Annotated in this window: 11 protein-coding genes; 2 read left to right on the plus strand and 9 right to left on the minus strand. The window is 39.8% G+C overall.

The features are described 5' to 3' along the window. Window positions 1-121: 121 nt before the first annotated feature. From lpxB to surE, 3 genes are read right to left on the minus strand one after another with little or no spacing between them, the layout of a single operon-like run. Window positions 122-1,228, minus strand: a complete 1,107-nt coding sequence (lpxB, locus tag R2Q94_RS11830; protein WP_316821670.1) for a lipid-A-disaccharide synthase — start codon at window positions 1,226-1,228, stop codon at window positions 122-124. After that, entirely contained in the window at window positions 1,228-1,494 is a 267-nt protein-coding gene (locus R2Q94_RS11835) for a stationary phase survival protein SurE (RefSeq protein ID WP_316821726.1), read from the minus strand. Before R2Q94_RS11835 ends, lpxB begins: the two co-directional genes overlap by 1 nt. Beyond that, window positions 1,487-2,266 carry a 5'/3'-nucleotidase SurE gene (gene surE / locus R2Q94_RS11840; protein ID WP_316821727.1) on the minus strand — a complete coding sequence of 260 codons (780 nt, stop codon included), beginning with the start codon at window positions 2,264-2,266 and terminating at the stop codon, window positions 1,487-1,489. The genes R2Q94_RS11835 and surE overlap by 8 nt, the downstream gene beginning before the upstream one ends. Before the next feature lie 81 nt (window positions 2,267-2,347). Here surE and R2Q94_RS11845 point away from each other — a divergent pair, with 81 nt between their 5' ends. After that, a complete protein-coding gene (locus R2Q94_RS11845) occupies window positions 2,348-5,281 on the plus strand; it encodes a M16 family metallopeptidase (RefSeq protein WP_316821671.1) in 2,934 nt (977 codons plus the stop codon). A 119-nt stretch (window positions 5,282-5,400) separates the two neighbouring features. Here R2Q94_RS11845 and R2Q94_RS11850 read toward each other — a convergent pair whose 3' ends face one another. After that, a complete protein-coding gene (locus R2Q94_RS11850; RefSeq protein ID WP_182961655.1) occupies window positions 5,401-5,586 on the minus strand; it encodes a CsbD family protein in 186 nt (61 codons plus the stop codon). Window positions 5,587-5,738: 152 nt separating this feature from the next. On the opposite strand from R2Q94_RS11850, the gene R2Q94_RS11855 reads away from it, so the two are divergent. Beyond that, window positions 5,739-6,425, plus strand: a complete 687-nt coding sequence (locus tag R2Q94_RS11855; RefSeq protein WP_316821672.1) for a hypothetical protein — start codon at window positions 5,739-5,741, stop codon at window positions 6,423-6,425. A gap of 80 nt (window positions 6,426-6,505) precedes the next feature. Here R2Q94_RS11855 and acs read toward each other — a convergent pair whose 3' ends face one another. The 5 genes from acs to R2Q94_RS11880 form a co-directional block, all read right to left on the minus strand. Continuing rightward, on the minus strand, window positions 6,506-8,398 hold the full coding sequence (gene acs, locus R2Q94_RS11860) for an acetate--CoA ligase (RefSeq protein WP_316821673.1): 1,893 nt from the start codon (window positions 8,396-8,398) through the stop codon (window positions 6,506-6,508). Between the two features lie 132 nt (window positions 8,399-8,530). After that, window positions 8,531-9,934, minus strand: coding sequence for an arylsulfatase (locus tag R2Q94_RS11865; RefSeq protein WP_316821674.1), 1,404 nt, complete (start codon window positions 9,932-9,934; stop codon window positions 8,531-8,533). Window positions 9,935-9,989: 55 nt separating this feature from the next. After that, window positions 9,990-11,636: a RagB/SusD family nutrient uptake outer membrane protein gene (locus R2Q94_RS11870; RefSeq protein WP_316821675.1), complete on the minus strand. Its 1,647-nt coding sequence runs from the start codon at window positions 11,634-11,636 to the stop codon at window positions 9,990-9,992. A gap of 21 nt (window positions 11,637-11,657) precedes the next feature. Continuing rightward, entirely contained in the window at window positions 11,658-14,387 is a 2,730-nt protein-coding gene (locus R2Q94_RS11875; RefSeq protein WP_316821676.1) for a SusC/RagA family TonB-linked outer membrane protein, read from the minus strand. Window positions 14,388-14,433: 46 nt separating this feature from the next. Beyond that, the gene (locus R2Q94_RS11880; protein ID WP_316821677.1) at window positions 14,434-16,182 is read right to left on the minus strand and encodes a RagB/SusD family nutrient uptake outer membrane protein; all 1,749 of its coding nucleotides are present in this window, start codon (window positions 16,180-16,182) and stop codon (window positions 14,434-14,436) included. Between the last annotated feature and the right edge of the window lie 6 nt (window positions 16,183-16,188).

Genomic DNA, 16,188 nt, shown 5'->3' on the forward strand with positions numbered 1-16,188 from the left:
TGATCGTTTTATTAAAAGCACTAGTAATGTACTAATACGTTTTACTAAATCAATGATAAAGAATAATTCCTAAATATCAAACAATATGTAAAACTAAATGTAAATCAGGCTCTTGGAGCTTTTAATGGCCTTTTAGATACGAAATAATGAGTTTTGCAGTTCGTTCAGAAGCGCCTGCAGTTCCCATTTTCTTAGATAATTCTGCGTAATCTGCCAACATAGTGCTTCTGACTTCACCATGAAGCAAGTCTTTAACAGTAGCTGTGATTTGTTGAGTATTACAATCTTCCTGAATAAGCTCGGTCACAACTTTACGGTCCATAATGAGGTTGACCAGGGAAATAAAGCGGATTTTGACCAGCATACGTGCAATCGCAACAGAGATTTTCCCTCCACGATACACTACCACCTGTGGCACATGGAATAATGCGGTTTCCAGGGTGGCTGTTCCCGAAGCAACGATCGCTGCTTTGGCCACATGAAGCAATTGATAGGTTTGCCCGAAAACCAGGGTGACGTTTTCAGTATTTATAAATTGTTGATAATAAGCTTCGTCGAAACTAGGTGCGGCAGCTACCACAAACTGCTGATCAGGAAAAGCAGCAGTTACACTTAGCATATCTGGCAACAAGCGTTCAATTTCTTGCTTTCTACTTCCAGGCAACAAAGCAATAATTTCTTTGTTAAACTGATATTTAGATTTAAAATCAGGGTCTGGTATAAACTGTGTAATTTCATCCAATAAAGGATTTCCTACATAATCCACCTCCATCCCCCAGCCTTTGTAAAAATCAACTTCAAAAGGCAAGATACAAAACAGCCTGTCTACTATCTTTTTGATCTTTAACACCCTATTCTGATTCCATGCCCATACTTTTGGTGAGATGTAATAAGCGACTTTAATACCATTTGCTTTGGCAAATTCAGCAATTTTCAGATTAAAGCCCGGGAAGTCAATCAGGATCAGAACATCAGGTTGATAAGCCAAAACATCAGCTTTACAGGCTTTCATATTTCTGAAAATTGTTCTTAAATTCATCAAGACTTCAGTAAAGCCCATAAAGGCCATTTCCGAGTAATGTTTTTTCAATACTCCACCTTCTGTTTTCATTTTATCACCACCATAATAGCGAAACTCAGCAGCTGAATCTTCGACTTTCAACGCTTTCATTAAGTTCGCGCCATGCAAATCTCCGGAGGCTTCTCCAGCTACTAAATAGTATCTCATTATTGATTAATTTTATAGAAAAAGAAGAGGAAAGCCCATATAAAAGTGGCACTGATGATGCCTCTGCCTGTATTTTCCTTGTTGATTTTAAAAAAATATTGGAGTAATAAAGCGTTAACGGCAATAGAGGCGATCAGCAGTAAATCGGCTTTGGCCAAAAAAACAAACCTGTGCATAAGGTACCAGGAAATACTGCCAAGAATACCGGGAGCCAGTATACCTACTCCCAGTCCTATAAATACCGAATCTTTAACCCGATTAAACATCAAATGTCCAGGTGTTCAATACAGGAATGGCATGATGTGCCGTTAAATCAAATTGAACAGGAACTACAGAGACAAAACCATGTTCCAACGCCCACACATCTGTATCTTCTCCCTTATCATTATTCTGGAAAACCCCGGTTAACCAGTAATAAGGACGTTGGTAAGGATCTTTACGCTCGTCGAAATCCTCTGCCCATTTTGCATTTGCCTGACGGCAAATTTTTATTCCTTTTAATTCCGGTCCCTTTGGGAAATTCACATTGAGTAAGGTAGCCTGTGGCAATCCATTCTTCAATACTTCTTCAGAGATGACCTTAATAAATCGCTTAGTATGACTAAAATCGGCGGCTTCCGAAAAGTCATCCAATGAAAATCCGATCGAAGGAATGCCTTCTATAGCACCTTCTACTGCAGCAGACATTGTACCTGAATAAATAACGTTGATGGAGTTGTTCAAGCCATGGTTAATTCCGGACACACATAAATCTGGTTTCTGACCTTTAAAGATCTTATTTACAGCCAGCTTTACGCAGTCTACAGGAGTTCCTGAACATTTGTACATCTCTACGCCTTCATAAAGATCAACTCGATCGAAACGCAGTGGTTTTCCAATCGTAATGGCATGTCCCATTCCAGATTGCGGTCCATCCGGTGCAACTACCACTACGTTACCCAGCTCTCTCATCACTTCAATCAGGTTTTTAATTCCCGGTGCTGTGATGCCATCATCATTTACGACTAATATGTTAGGTTTAGCATTTTGCTTCTTCATCATACAAAAATACAAGAATTAGATAGAATGTTAAGGAATAATCTAATTCCAAGTATATTTGAAGTATAACTTATCATCAACATGAAGAAAAAACTACTGCTACTCGCCTGTTTTTTAATTGCAGGAACGAGTTTAATGGCTCAGTCCGGTTTTCAGTGGAAGACGGCGAGCTCGGGTGGATATACTTATAAGTATGTAACCAACGATCCCACAAAATCACGTTTTTATACCTTAAAAAACGGGCTGACAGTGATTTTGTCGCCAAACACAAAGGAACCAACTATCGAATTTCGCATGAGTGTGAGAGCGGGAAGCAATACAGATCCCCGTACTGCAACCGGATTGGCACATTATCTGGAGCATTTATTGTTTAAAGGAACTGATAAATTTGGCACGCTGGATTTCGCAAAAGAGAAACCTTTATTGGATAAAATTGATGCGCTTTATGAGCAGTACAATAAAACTACTGACCCGGCAAAACGTAAAGAAATTTACGCGCAGATTGATAAAATATCTGGCGAAGCTTCTAATTATTCTATTGCCAATGAGTACGATAAGATGATGAAAGCTATTGGCGGGCAATCTACCAATGCACATACCTGGTATGAAGAAACAGTTTACAATGAAGATTTCCCATCAAATGCTACAGATAAATTCCTGGCCTTGCAGGCAGAGCGCTTCCGCAACCCAATCTTCCGTATATTCCACACCGAACTCGAAGCCGTTTATGAGGAAAAAAACAGAGGGCTGGATGATGATTCCTGGAAAATCAATGAAAAAACTGCCGAATTATTATTCCCGACACATAATTATGGCCAGCAGACAACTATAGGCACTGTAGAGCATTTAAAGAACCCTTCATTGGTAGAAATCAGGAAGTATTATAACAAATACTATGTACCTAACAATATGGCTATCGCGATGGCGGGAGATTTTAACCCGGATGAAATGATCAAAAAAGTAGATCAGGCTTTTTCTTTCATGAAAGCCAAACCCGTAGAATTGTATCAGCCAGCAGCAGAAAAACCACTCACAAAAATCCAGAAATTGGATATTTATGGCCCTAGTGCGGAAAGCGTAAGGTTATCCTACAGAGGTTATGCTGAGAATACCGAGCAGAGTCTATTATTAGACCTGATTTCCAGCATTCTTTCAAATGGTAAAGCAGGCTTATTGGATATTAACCTAAATAAGCAACAAAAGGTACTTCGTGCATCTGCAGGTTATCAGCAAATGAAAGATTATGGTATTTTCTTCCTTACTGCACAACCTAAACAAGGGCAAACATTAGAACAGGCCAAACAATTGCTATTGGATCAGTTGAATATTCTTAAAAAAGGTGAGTTTGATGAGCGACTGATTAAAGCGACTGTTGCCAATCAAAAACTGAGTTTATTGCAATCCTTTGACGACAATAGTTTCCGGGTAGAAGCAGTTACAAATGAGTTTATACTGAATCGTGCGACCAAATGGGACAAGTCCTTAAATGGACAGGATGCGATGGCAAAAATCACTAAAAAACAGGTAATCGATTTTGCGAATCAGTTTTTCAAAGACAATTATGTGGTGACTTACAAACATAAAGGTGAAGATAAGAGCATTGCTAAAGTAGAAAAACCAACCATTACTCCAGTTCAAACCAATGCTTCAGAAACCTCTCCTTTTGCTAAAAACTTATTGGCAATACCCTCTGCTCCAATTGCACCTAAGTTCCTAGATTTCCAGAAAGACCTTAATTTTGGCAAAGCAGGTATTGCGGAAGTCATCACTGTAGAAAATAAGGAAAATAGTATTTTCCGCATGTCATATCGCTTCGATATGGGTGCATATAACAACCAGTTGATGCCATATGCTGCCCAATATCTTGCCTTCTTAGCTACTGATAAATATAGCGCAGAAGATATTAGTAAGGAATTTTATAACATTGCCTGTAACTATTCTTTTAATGTGAGCAATGAAGTGGCAACCATTAACATCAGTGGTTTACAAGAGAATTTTGAAAAAGCCGTAAGTTTAGTGGAGCATATTCTGAGCAATTGCAAAGCCAATGAGCAAGCATTAACTGAATTAAAAAGCAGAATTCTTAAATCCAGAGAAAACAACAAATTAAATAAAGCCGCGATTTTGGGTGGATTGATGAGCTATGCACAATATGGGGCAACAAATCCAAGCAACTTTACTTTAACCAACCAGGAGGTAAACAACATCAGCTCAAGTGATTTACTGTCGATCTTGCATAATCTGAAGAACTATCAACATACCATCACTTATTATGGTCCTCAAAGCCTAAATACTTTCAGTTCGGAAATCAGCAAACTGCATAAGTTACCAGCAACATTTGTAGCTACACCGGCGGCAAAAAAATTCGTTTATACCAATAATGAGAAAAGTCAGGTTTATTTCGCAGACTACGACATGGTACAATCTGAGGTACGCTGGGTAAGAAATGCCGGCAAATATGAGGCTGATCTTGCAGGAAAAGTAACCCTTTTCAACAGCTATTTTGGGGGCGGTATGGGCTCTATCGTATTCCAGACCATTAGAGAATCTAAAGCACTGGCCTATTCTACTTTTGCAGTTTTTGCTGCTCCGGATCGCGAGGACAAGCAATATGCAATGATCGCTTATGTAGGTAGCCAGGCAGACAAAATGAATGAGGCTGTAAAGGGAATGAATGAGTTGCTAAATGATCTTCCAAAATCTGAGAAGTCTTTCGAGGCCTCAAAATACAATGCCTTAAATGCAATTGAAACGAGTAGAATTACTAAAGACGCCATCATTGCAGCTTATTTTGCAAATCAAAAATTAGGCATCAACCATGATGGTAGAATCGATGAATACAAGGAGTTAAAACCTTTAACATTTACAGATATCAAGGCTTTCCATGAAACACGAGTGGCCAATAAGCCTTATAATTACTGTATCGTTGCTTCTGATAAAAAGGTAAAAACAGAAGATATGGAGAAGTTCGGAACGCTTAACAAGTTGAGTTTAGAACAGATTTTCGGCTATTAATTTGTAATTCTGATCATTCTCAAATGAGAAAACGGAAAACCGTTCTCTTTTAACTTTATAAAGAAGCTGAAAAGCCGGATCACGAGGTGATCCGGCTTTTCAGCTCTATGGTTTATGACTTATAGTGACTTTATCCAGGTCACCAACTCGTCACGGGTCTTTCCTGTTTTCTGCTGTAATTTACCATACATTTCATCTTCTTTACCTTCTTCGTACTTCAAATCGTCATCGGTCAAATCGGCATAAGCTTGTTTTACCTTTCCTTTAATCTCATTCCATTTTCCTTTTAATTCTAACTTATCCATAATTTCTTTTTTAAAATGATTTACAATAAATAGATACCTAAAGAACAGCTACTGAAAGTATTTGTTTCAGTAGCTGTAACCTTTTGGCTCTTTAAATCATCTTTAACATAGGGAATACATTAAAACCAGCATCCATAATCAACCACTATCAAATGAAAAAACTGCTCTACTTATTATTACTGACAACCAGCATTAGCCAGTCATCCTGCACCATGATGATCAAAGGCATTGCAAAAAAAATGGTCAATAAATACGATGACCACATCGATATGAATGTATCCAATTTCCAGCTCCTGGATAAAAATGGAAAAACGCATCTATTTGCAGATTTATTCGCAGGAAAAACGGTCTATTTATATACTTGGGCCGACACTAGTAATCGCCCGGCACAAAATCAAAACTACAAAGACCTGAAAACGCGATTCAGTCACTATCCTGATGTGGTTTTTGCAGATTTATATATCGGATCAGATGAAAAGACATGGCTTGATTTTGAAAAAAAATACTCCAGTTCAAATTCATATTATCTGCTGGAGAATGAAATTTGCAATTCCTTTCTTAACGCATTAGAGGGCTCAACCCTTGTTCCCTTCATTATTGGAAAAGATGGAAAAATCCTCTCCTTTAAAGGACCCAAACCCCAGGATAAAATCGTAGTAGATTATATTCTGTTTGAAGCAAGATCTGGGACTGATGGTGCTATCTCCGGAAAAAAACTAATTAAAAGTGTGAACAGTGCACAAAAGTTCAAAACAGAAGAACTAAATGATTGGTATAAAAAACATTTTAAAGTAAATGAGATTGATAAATTATCATTCGGTATTTCTTCTACTCAATAAAAACGTTTGCTCACATGTAAAAAAAAACCGCTTCAGAATTTCTGAAGCGGTCTTTTTTTGTGCAACTAAGATATAGGTTACTATTTCTTAGATTTTTCGATGATCTCCTCTACGACAGAAGGATCAAGCAGGGTGCTGATGTCACCAAGATTACTGATGTCACCTTCAGCAATTTTCCTCAAAATACGTCTCATGATTTTCCCTGAACGTGTTTTAGGTAATCCGCTTACAAAAAGAATTTTATCTGGTTTTGCAATTGCACCAATTACACGCGTAACTGTCTGTAAGATATCTTTACGGGTAAGATCAGCGTCACTATGTGGATTAGGGAAAATTACAAAAGCATAGATCCCTTGTCCTTTTACCTCATGTGGGAAACCGACTACCGCACTTTCTACTACACCTGCATGCATGTTGATGGCATTTTCAACTTCCGCAGTACCAATACGGTGGCCAGACACGTTAATTACGTCATCTACCCTTCCTGTGATCCTGTAATAACCATCTTCATCTCTCAAGCAACCATCACCAGTAAAGTAAAGATTTTCATAAGTAGAGAAATAGGTCAGCTTACACCGCTCATGATCGCCATAAGTAGTACGTAACATTCCTGGCCATGGGAATTTGATACAAAGATTTCCATTCACGCCATTACCTTCGATTTCATTTCCATTCTCATCCACCAAAATTGGTTGGATACCAGGTAATGGTAAAGTCGCAAAACTAGGTTTTGTTGGTGTGACAAAGGCAATCGGAGAGATCATTATTCCTCCAGTTTCTGTTTGCCACCAGGTATCAACAATTGGGCATTCCCCCTTACCAATATTTTCATCAAACCAATGCCATGCTTCCTCATTAATCGGTTCCCCTACAGAACCCAAGACACGAAGAGAACTCATATCAATACCGTTTAGAGGCTCTTGTCCAAAACTCATTAAAGAACGGATCGCAGTAGGTGCAGTATATAAGATATTTACTTTATGTTTTTCCACGACCTGCCACATTCTGGAAGCATCGGGATAAGTTGGAATACCTTCAAACATTAATGTTGTTGCTCCCTGAGAAAGAGGTCCGTACACAATATAAGAGTGTCCGGTAATCCAACCGATATCCGCAGTACAGAAAAACACTTCATTTTTTTGGTAATTAAATACGTTTGAGAAAGTATAGCCTGCATATACCATATACCCACCAATGGTATGCACCACTCCTTTTGGTTTACCGGTAGATCCGGAAGTATATAAGATAAATAATAAGTCTTCGGCATCCATTTCTTCTGCCGGACAATGCGTATCGACTAATTTTATTTCATCTTCCCACCAGATGTCGCGGCCTTTCAGCATGGACACAGGTGTTCGGGTATGAGTTAAAACGATCACTCGCTCCACTGTTGGGCAGCCGATTAAGGCATCATCAATTACTTCTTTCAATTGAATCTGCTTGTTCCCCCTAAATGCACCATCAGCAGTAATGACCACTTTACATTGCGCATCGTTGATTCTATCGGCAATAGATTTAGCAGAAAATCCACCGAAAACTACAGAATGTACCGCACCAATACGGGCACATGCCAATACTGCAACCGCTAGTTCAGGTACCATTGGCATGTAAATACATACACGATCACCTTTTTTAACGCCATTCTTCTTTAATACGTTTGCGAAACGGCAAACTTGCTCATGTAGTATTTTATAACTTAAGGTAATACTATCTTTGGTAGGATCATTTGGTTCCCAGATAATGGCTGGTTTATCTCCATTTTCTGCCAAATGACGGTCAAGACAGTTTTCTGTGATATTTAACTTAGCACCCTCGAACCATTTAATGTTTGGCTCTGAGAAGTTCCAGGATAATACTTTATCCCATTTCTTTCTCCACAGGAAATTATCAGCGATACCTGCCCAGAACTGTTCAGGTTGGTCCACGCTCAACTTATAAGTTTCCTGATACTCTTCAATAGAATTAATTTGCATGATTTGGTTTATGTCAACAACTAAAACTCAAATATAACTTTATTCAGTCCCTATCAAAATTTTAATACAAGGTTTTCCTCTTGTTTTTGGCCTGAATTTTAAGAAAAAATCTTAAGATTAATACTTAGGTTATCATTTTTTCGAGATAAAAGGGAAATCTTTATGCTCCGTATGTTCTCTTTGCATAATTTGCAGAGCCTGTTTTATGATATCGGGGTGGTTTTCCGATAAATCACTGGTTTCCTTTGGATCTACAGAAAGATCATACAATTGAATCTTGGCATTTGGATTCCTGATCACCTGTTCTTTAATGGCTTTCCATTTCCCCATTCTTACTGCTTGTCTTCCCCCATCTTCATGAAATTCCCAATAAAGAAAGGGGTGTCGTTGCTGTTTTCCTTTTTTAAGCAAGGTGGGTAAGATAGAAAGGCCATCGGTTTGTGCTGGTGCCGGTTGACCAGCAAGGGCGGCAAAAGTTGGGAAGAAATCCCAGAAAGCACCAATATGATCGGATACCTGTCCATTTTTAATTTTCCCTGGCCAGGTCACAATCATAGGCTCTCTGATACCACCTTCTGTCAGTTGTCTTTTGATCCCTTTAAATCCGCCACTGCTGTTAAAGAATTCCGGTTCATTTCCACCTTCTCGATGTGGCCCGTTATCACTGGTAAAGACAATAAGCGTGTTTTTATCGAGGCCCAAGGCCTTCAGTTTCGCCACTACTGCGCCTACATAGTTATCAAGGCGGGTTACCATGGCTGCATAAGCGGCATGAGGATAGGCTTGTGGCTGATATCCTTTACCATTCCACTCCTTTTTAATCACTTTTGGCTGCTCATTGAATTTTTTCTTATAGTATTCAAAGGAGAGATCACCCTCAGGTAATTGCAAGGCGGCATGCGGCAAAGTATAGGACAGGTACATAAAGAATGGTTTGGACTGATTGGCTTCCATAAACGACATGGCACGTTGTTGAATTAATTCCGGTGCATAATCCTTTTGTTGTGTCGTTGTATTGTTAAGTACCACACGTTTTTCATTATCCCATAGGTGATCCGGAAAGAAATTATGTGATTGACGCTGGCAGTTATAACCATAAAACTGGTCTATCCCTTGTTTTACAGGATCACCTTCAGAACCCGGATATCCCATCCCCCATTTCCCAAAACAGCCGGTCGTATAACCTGCTTTTTTGAACATTTCGGGCATGGTGAAAGTGGCATCGGGCAATGGCAACTGACCTTCGGGGTTTATTTCATAATTCCCTCTTATCGGGCTGTGTCCGGTATGTAGGCCGGTCATTAGAGAAGCTCTTGAGGGTGCGCATACAGAGGTTCCTGCATAAAATTGCGTGAAACGCATCCCATCAGCTGCCAGTCGATCAATGTTTGGGGTTTCAATCAGTCGCTGACCGTATGCACCAACATCGCCATAGCCCATATCATCGGCTAGAATAAACACCACATTTGGCTTTTGCTGTGCTTGTGAAAATAGCGCAAGCGTGATGATTAGCGCTGTAAAAATTGTTTTTTTCATATTCTTAATTTCCTTAAAAAAGGAGCAACATTTCTGTTGCTCCCGGTTTTATAAATTAATAGCCTGGGTTCTGCTGCAATGCAGGATCCGCTACGATTTCTTTCAATGGTATGGCGTACAAATACATTTTCGGTGCTACAAAACTCAGCTGATCGACTACGATCGGCGTATAGGTAAAGGTACTTCCTTGTTTTACAATTTTCATTCCTCTTACTGAAGAATTCCCAACCTGTTCTGCAATTTTCCAGCGTCTGATGTCCCAGAAACGTTGCTCTTCAAAAGCCATCTCAATCCTTCTTTCATTTTGAATTACTTTGCGCATCTCTACCTGATTTAGGTCTGTTCTGATTCCGTGGGCATAACCAGCCACATTACCTAATGGTATTCCCGCACGGTTTCTGATCAGTTTCAGTTGTGTTAAAGCTTCCGCCTGATTTCCTGTCTCGTTGATTGCCTCGGCATAATTCAGCAGAATTTCGGCGTACCTGAAAATTGGGAAATTATGTGTTTGATCCTGATAGGCAGTTGCCGTACCGAAAAGGCCTAAGAATTTACGCATATAATAACCGGTACGGGTTTGTAAACGCATTCCGCCGGGTCTGTCTAAACCGCCATCAAATGTTTCTACTGCTCTGCTTAACCAAGTTGCTCCGTTGTAAAAAACTGTTAATCCTAACCTTGGGTCTCTATTTGCATACGGATCCTGTGCTTTATAGGGCAGAGTTGCAGCGGTGGCATCAATTGCTCTACCATCACTCATCGGGAAAGCATCTACCAAATTTTGCGACGGATTTACATAACCATTACTGGCATTAGGTTCTGCAAAGCCAATAGGAGCATTTCCTGTTTCCAGTGTTCTGTTTTGTGCTTTTTGATAAGCTAGAATCACTTCAGAATTTTTTCTATTCAGGAATGCGCTGGTAAAGGCTGGAGTAAGACTATAAACATTTAAATTGATCAGGTCTTTTGCTGCATTTGCAGCTGCCAACCATTTATTTTGGTCATTAGCAGGGTTATTGAGGGGGCTGGCTACATACAAAAGCACTCTTGACTTTAAAGCATATGCAGCTCCCCTGGTGATACTCCCCAGGAAAGTATCCAATACCGGCTCTGTTCTTAGCAATAACTTAATTGCCTCACATTCAGCCAAAATATACTGCACACCTTCATCGAAAGTATTTCTTGGAATATTACTGAGGTTGTCATTAAGTCCAAATACCTGATCCCCCAAAAGTGGCACGCCACCATACCTTTTGAGCAACTCAAAATAGTTCATGGCTCTGATGAATCGTGCTTCTGCTTTCCAAAACTTGATGGAAGCCGCATCGTAAGGCACTACGTCAATCTTAGATAGAAATATATTCACCTTTCTAACCGCGGCATAGCTTGTTGCCCAGCGATCATCTGGATTTGTTCCGGCTGTAATCCCAGATTTTGCCAGTAATTCTATCGGACTTCCGTATCTGGAGGCTACTGCATCATCGGTAGCGGCATCGAGGACTACATTGTCTATTCGGTTAAAACCATCTGGCAAATATGTATAAAGATCATTTCTAACCCATTGCGCATAAGTACCATTCTTATCAAACTGATCGTAGATGATATCCGGGTTCACCAATTCATTCGGCACCTCTTCATATTTTTTGCAGGAGGAGACCAGTATTCCTATATATAGCAGGATAATAATTTTTGTCGCTTTCATAATTTTTTCAGTTTATAACTCCTAAAACTTAACTGTTAAACCTCCGTTAATCATCCTTTGTAGCGGATAATCCAGACTTAATCCTTCGGGATCAAAGCGCTTAATTTTTGAAAAAGTAAGCAGGTTTGATCCATTGACAAACAAGCGAACCTGTTTCACTTTAATTTTTTCAAGGAAGCTACCTTGAAGCTTATAGGCTATTTCTGCATTTTTCAACCTTAAGAAGTTTGCCTTTTGGATCCAATATGAAGAGACCACATTGTTATTGATGTTCGGTCCTACGGATAAACGCGGATAGGTTGCAGTTGTGGCTGTTTCAGGAGTCCATCTGTTCAGGTGCTGCTCAAATGCATTTCCTGTACCGTTGTTTTGAAAAGCCCATTCTCCTAAACCGGTAACCATTATATTTCGGTTAGTAATGCCTTGAAACAAAACTGAAACCTCAAAATTCCTGTAATCAAAGCCCAGACTAAACCCATAATACACTAAGGGCTTAGTGCCACCGATTGCAGTTACATCATACTGATTGATGACCCCATCATTGTTTAAATCTTTGTATTTAATATCACCGGGTTGAGATTTATAACCTTCTACAACCGGACCTTCACCTGCAGTTTGCACATAACCATCGGACACATAACCGTAAAGCTGCTCCATTGGCTGTCCTTTTTTAGACATCCAGCTGTAAGGCATTTTCGGCTCATCATTTTCAATAATTTTACTGCGATTCATCGATACATTCCCACTAATGTGGTAGCCAATATCTCCGATTTTATCCTTCCATCCAGCAGTAAATTCCAGACCTGATATTCGTGATTTACCCAGATTTTCTAGAGGATATGCAATTCCCAAAAGCGATGACGCTTGTCCGCGAATCTGTAGTACATCAGTATATGTATTCATGAAATAATCTGCCTGTACATAACCTCTGTTCTTCGCAAAGCCCATATCCAAACCCGCATCAAATTTGGTTGATTTTGAGGCGGCAACGGCAGTAGGTAAGCCTGCTTCCTGAGTTCCTTGGAAGGAAGAAGGTCCTGTTCCAAAATAATAAACATTCCCAATGTTCACATAAGAATACAAATAGGCATAATATAACGGATCAATCATTCCCACCTTTCCATAGGTAGTCCTTAGCTTTAAAGTATTCAAAAACCCATCATTATTAAAGAAATCTTCTTTATTCAAGTTCCAGCTCAAGCCTCCTGCAGGATAAAAATCATACTGTTTCCCTTTTTTATACCAATTATTTCCACTGTAGGAAGCAGTGGCTTCTAAAACATATTTATCTTTGATGCTATAGTTTGCAGATATTCTTCCAGTATTAAAGTTTTGAGGCAGCTGACTATTGCTTCTATAACTTTGCAGGCTATAAGCCATTACCACATCCAGTTTATTTCCATCTGCCTCATGGTTATATCCTGTAGCACCTTCAGCGAAGAATTGCTGATTTCTACTGATTACAGAGGAATTATTTACCTGAGAAGTTTGGGTACCATAACGCTGGTAGCTTGCTTGTCCGGTAACCGGATCGATGAGCAATTGAAAGGTTTGAAAATTCTTACTACGGTCTATCAGCTGTAGTGATTTTGCATAGAATGAAATATTGGCTTTGATCCACCATCCTTTCCAAACATCATCCATTTGCCTGGTTAAGGCAAGGTCACCAAAGCCATCTGAAGTTGAATTTCGCTGGTATCCTCTATAAACTGATTGCCCATAAATGTTATTGCTAAACAAGGCATTCCCTCCCAAAGATCCGTCTGGGTTAAGCACAGGATAAGCACTCGAAGGAGTGTTCAATATCGAGTTGTAAATTAATAAGCCGCTGGATCCTGGCGAATTCTGATCTCCAATACTAGAATACAAATTGATACTTCCTTTTAAGCGTGGCGTCAACTGCATCTCCAGATTGGTCCTGAACACAAAACGCTCATAATCTGTGTTGGTATTGTAAGTATTTTGAGCCAGAGGCTTGAATAAGCCCTCTTGTTTCAGATAATCAAGAGAGATAAAATAATTCACATTTTTATCTGAGCCTTCAGAGTTCAGGTTATATCTGCTAAATGGTGCATTGTTTTTAAAAATCTGATCATTCCAATTTACATTAGGGAATAGGAAAGGGTCGGAACCGCTTTTATAGCCGGCAATTGCTTCAGGAGTATAAATTGTCTGACGGCCATCATTTCTGAGTGCTTCGTTATAAAGTGTGACATAGTCACCTGCAGAAAGCGCTTTACGTTCTTTCAAACTGCTACTCAATCCTGTTTGTGCACTCGCTTGAAAAGAATAGCCCGCAGCTTTTTTTCCTTTTTTTGTGGTGATCAATAAAACCCCATTTGCACCTCTATTGCCATACATCGCGGTAGACAAAGCGTCTTTTAGCACCGTTACTGAGGCAATTTGTTCTGGATTAATTCCGGTAAGGTCTCTTGGGATCCCATCTACGACGATCAATGGTACCCTACCTCTTAGGATAACACTTGGTGCATCAAGACCTGGTTGCCCGGTACCTTGCAGAGTGTATAATCCCGCCAATCTACCGGATAAAGCATTATAAATAGACGAGGTTGGGTTAGAAGTAAATGCTTTTCCACCCTCCAACACACCAATTGCGCTGACCTGTCTGAGTTGGAGGCTGTCTGTTTTCTCCTGGGCATTCCCGCTAGCGACTGTAAAAATAACAATGCCTATTTGGAGCAATAACAATCGCTTCTGGCGTCGAATGGTATGATATAAATATGAGATCATGAGTTACGGTTTAAGATTGATTGATAAATTCCAAAGTCCATATGGATTACCATCCTGGATTTTGTTTCATTTCCCTGTTGATGCTGATTTCGGCAACTGGAATAGGGAATAAATAGCTGTTTACTTTAAAGTACCGGGCGGTTCTGACGTTGATTTCTGCATAGGTATAATTGTTACCGGTTTTGGTTATCCTCATACCTTTCAGGAATTTCCCATCGTAATCTGCCCCCAGCCTCCATCTTCTTAAATCGAAGTAGCGCTGTTCCTCAAAAGCCAGTTCAATAAATCTTTCGTTTTGAATGAGTGATCTGGCATCGGCTTGCGACATTGTACTTGGAATACCATACCTAGAATCGGCACCTTGAATTATTCCTGCACGTTTTCTCAGGGCGATCAATTGATCCAGGGCGATATTAGTTTGTCCACTTTCATTTGCTGATTCTGCATAATTAAGCAGCACCTCTGCATATCGGATTAGCGGCTGACAGCGTTGCGCGTTGGCGTTGCTATTTCCATAAATTAGCTCATCACACATTTTGCGACAATAGTATCCGGTATTTGTGGCTGTGTTTGCAGTTGCGGCCTGAATTCCATCTTGTGCAGCACCCACATAAGTAAACACGGGTGCCATGGCATTAACACGACCATCAAAATACATCGCGCCATTATAAATAACGGTATAATCTAATCGTGGATCCCGGTTGGCATATGGATTTGCGGCATCAAAACCGGATCCTGGTTCACTTTTAAGTTTACCATTTTTCATTGGAAAAGCATCCACCAGTTGTTGAGAAGGGTAAATTAAAAAACTCCCTCCTCTTGTTGGTGGTAGCCAATTGCTTTCAAACAATTTATTATTACCGAGCATTCTTTGAAAAATAGCTTCGGAATTTACTCTATCCAGGAACATTTTATAAAATCCATTCCCTGGTCTGGTGATATTATCTTCTACCAATTGGTATTGATTCAGGTCCATCACCGCCTTACTTGCTTCCATTGCTTTCTGCCATCTAATTGCATCAGCAGTTGGATAGGCAGTTAATGGAATTACGGCAGCATCTGTGGCAAAACTTCCTCCATTAAACAATGGGCTTGCTGCGGAAAGTAACACTCTTGCTTTCAGTGCCAATGCGGCACCTTTGGTCACTCTTCCATAATCCAGGCCCTGGTTCTTTAAAGGCAATTGAGCGGCAACAGCATCCAATTCAGAAATAATGTAATTGACAGTAGCTTCAAAACTGGCTCTTGGGTTTACATTCTCATCTGAGAGACCTTTAACGTCATCTCCCACCAATTGTACGCCACCATAAAATTTTAGCAAAAAATGATAAAAATAGGCCCTTAAGAATCTCGCTTCCAATTTCGACTTGGCTTTCAAATTGGTCGATAAAGGGGCATTATCTACATTTTTAAGATAGATATTCACCATTCTTATCCCGGTGTATAAAAAAGTCCAGTTTTGATTATTTGCATTGATAAAGCCTGTACCAAAGCTCCCTTGAAACATCTGAATGGGTACGTTTTGTCCACCTGGCCAGCGGGATTCTGCTTCATCAGTTGCTGCATTAAAGGGTGCACCAAGCTGGTTTACTTCTACGGGATCTGACTCAAAACCTACGCGGCCATAAATCCCAAGCAGGAAAGCAGAAGTTCTTGCACTATCTGCAAATACTGTTACTTCATCCAGATCGTTAGTAGATTGGCTATCCAGGAAACTATTTGCTTTTTTACATCCTGTTGTAACCCCAAGAATTAGGGCAATACCTATAGTAAGTGTATAATATATTTTTTTCATAATTGT

It is taken from the genome of Pedobacter gandavensis (assembly GCF_032678465.1).
Taxonomy (GTDB): Bacteria; Bacteroidota; Bacteroidia; order Sphingobacteriales; family Sphingobacteriaceae; genus Pedobacter; species Pedobacter gandavensis_B.

Bases quoted from the DNA above. Each gene is read 5' to 3' on its own strand.
- R2Q94_RS11855 (WP_316821672.1), top strand. From the start codon at position 5,739: ATGAAAAAACTGCTCTACTTATTATTACTGACAACCAGCATTAGCCAG.
- R2Q94_RS11875 (WP_316821676.1), bottom strand. From the start codon at position 14,387: ATGATCTCATATTTATATCATACCATTCGACGCCAGAAGCGATTGTTA.
- R2Q94_RS11880 (WP_316821677.1), bottom strand. From the start codon at position 16,182: ATGAAAAAAATATATTATACACTTACTATAGGTATTGCCCTAATTCTT.
- surE (WP_316821727.1), bottom strand. From the start codon at position 2,266: ATGAAGAAGCAAAATGCTAAACCTAACATATTAGTCGTAAATGATGAT.
- R2Q94_RS11835 (WP_316821726.1), bottom strand. From the start codon at position 1,494: ATGTTTAATCGGGTTAAAGATTCGGTATTTATAGGACTGGGAGTAGGT.
- R2Q94_RS11870 (WP_316821675.1), bottom strand. From the start codon at position 11,636: ATGAAAGCGACAAAAATTATTATCCTGCTATATATAGGAATACTGGTC.
- R2Q94_RS11850 (WP_182961655.1), bottom strand. From the start codon at position 5,586: ATGGATAAGTTAGAATTAAAAGGAAAATGGAATGAGATTAAAGGAAAG.
- acs (WP_316821673.1), bottom strand. From the start codon at position 8,398: ATGCAAATTAATTCTATTGAAGAGTATCAGGAAACTTATAAGTTGAGC.
- lpxB (WP_316821670.1), bottom strand. From the start codon at position 1,228: ATGAGATACTATTTAGTAGCTGGAGAAGCCTCCGGAGATTTGCATGGC.
- R2Q94_RS11845 (WP_316821671.1), top strand. From the start codon at position 2,348: ATGAAGAAAAAACTACTGCTACTCGCCTGTTTTTTAATTGCAGGAACG.
- R2Q94_RS11865 (WP_316821674.1), bottom strand. From the start codon at position 9,934: ATGAAAAAAACAATTTTTACAGCGCTAATCATCACGCTTGCGCTATTT.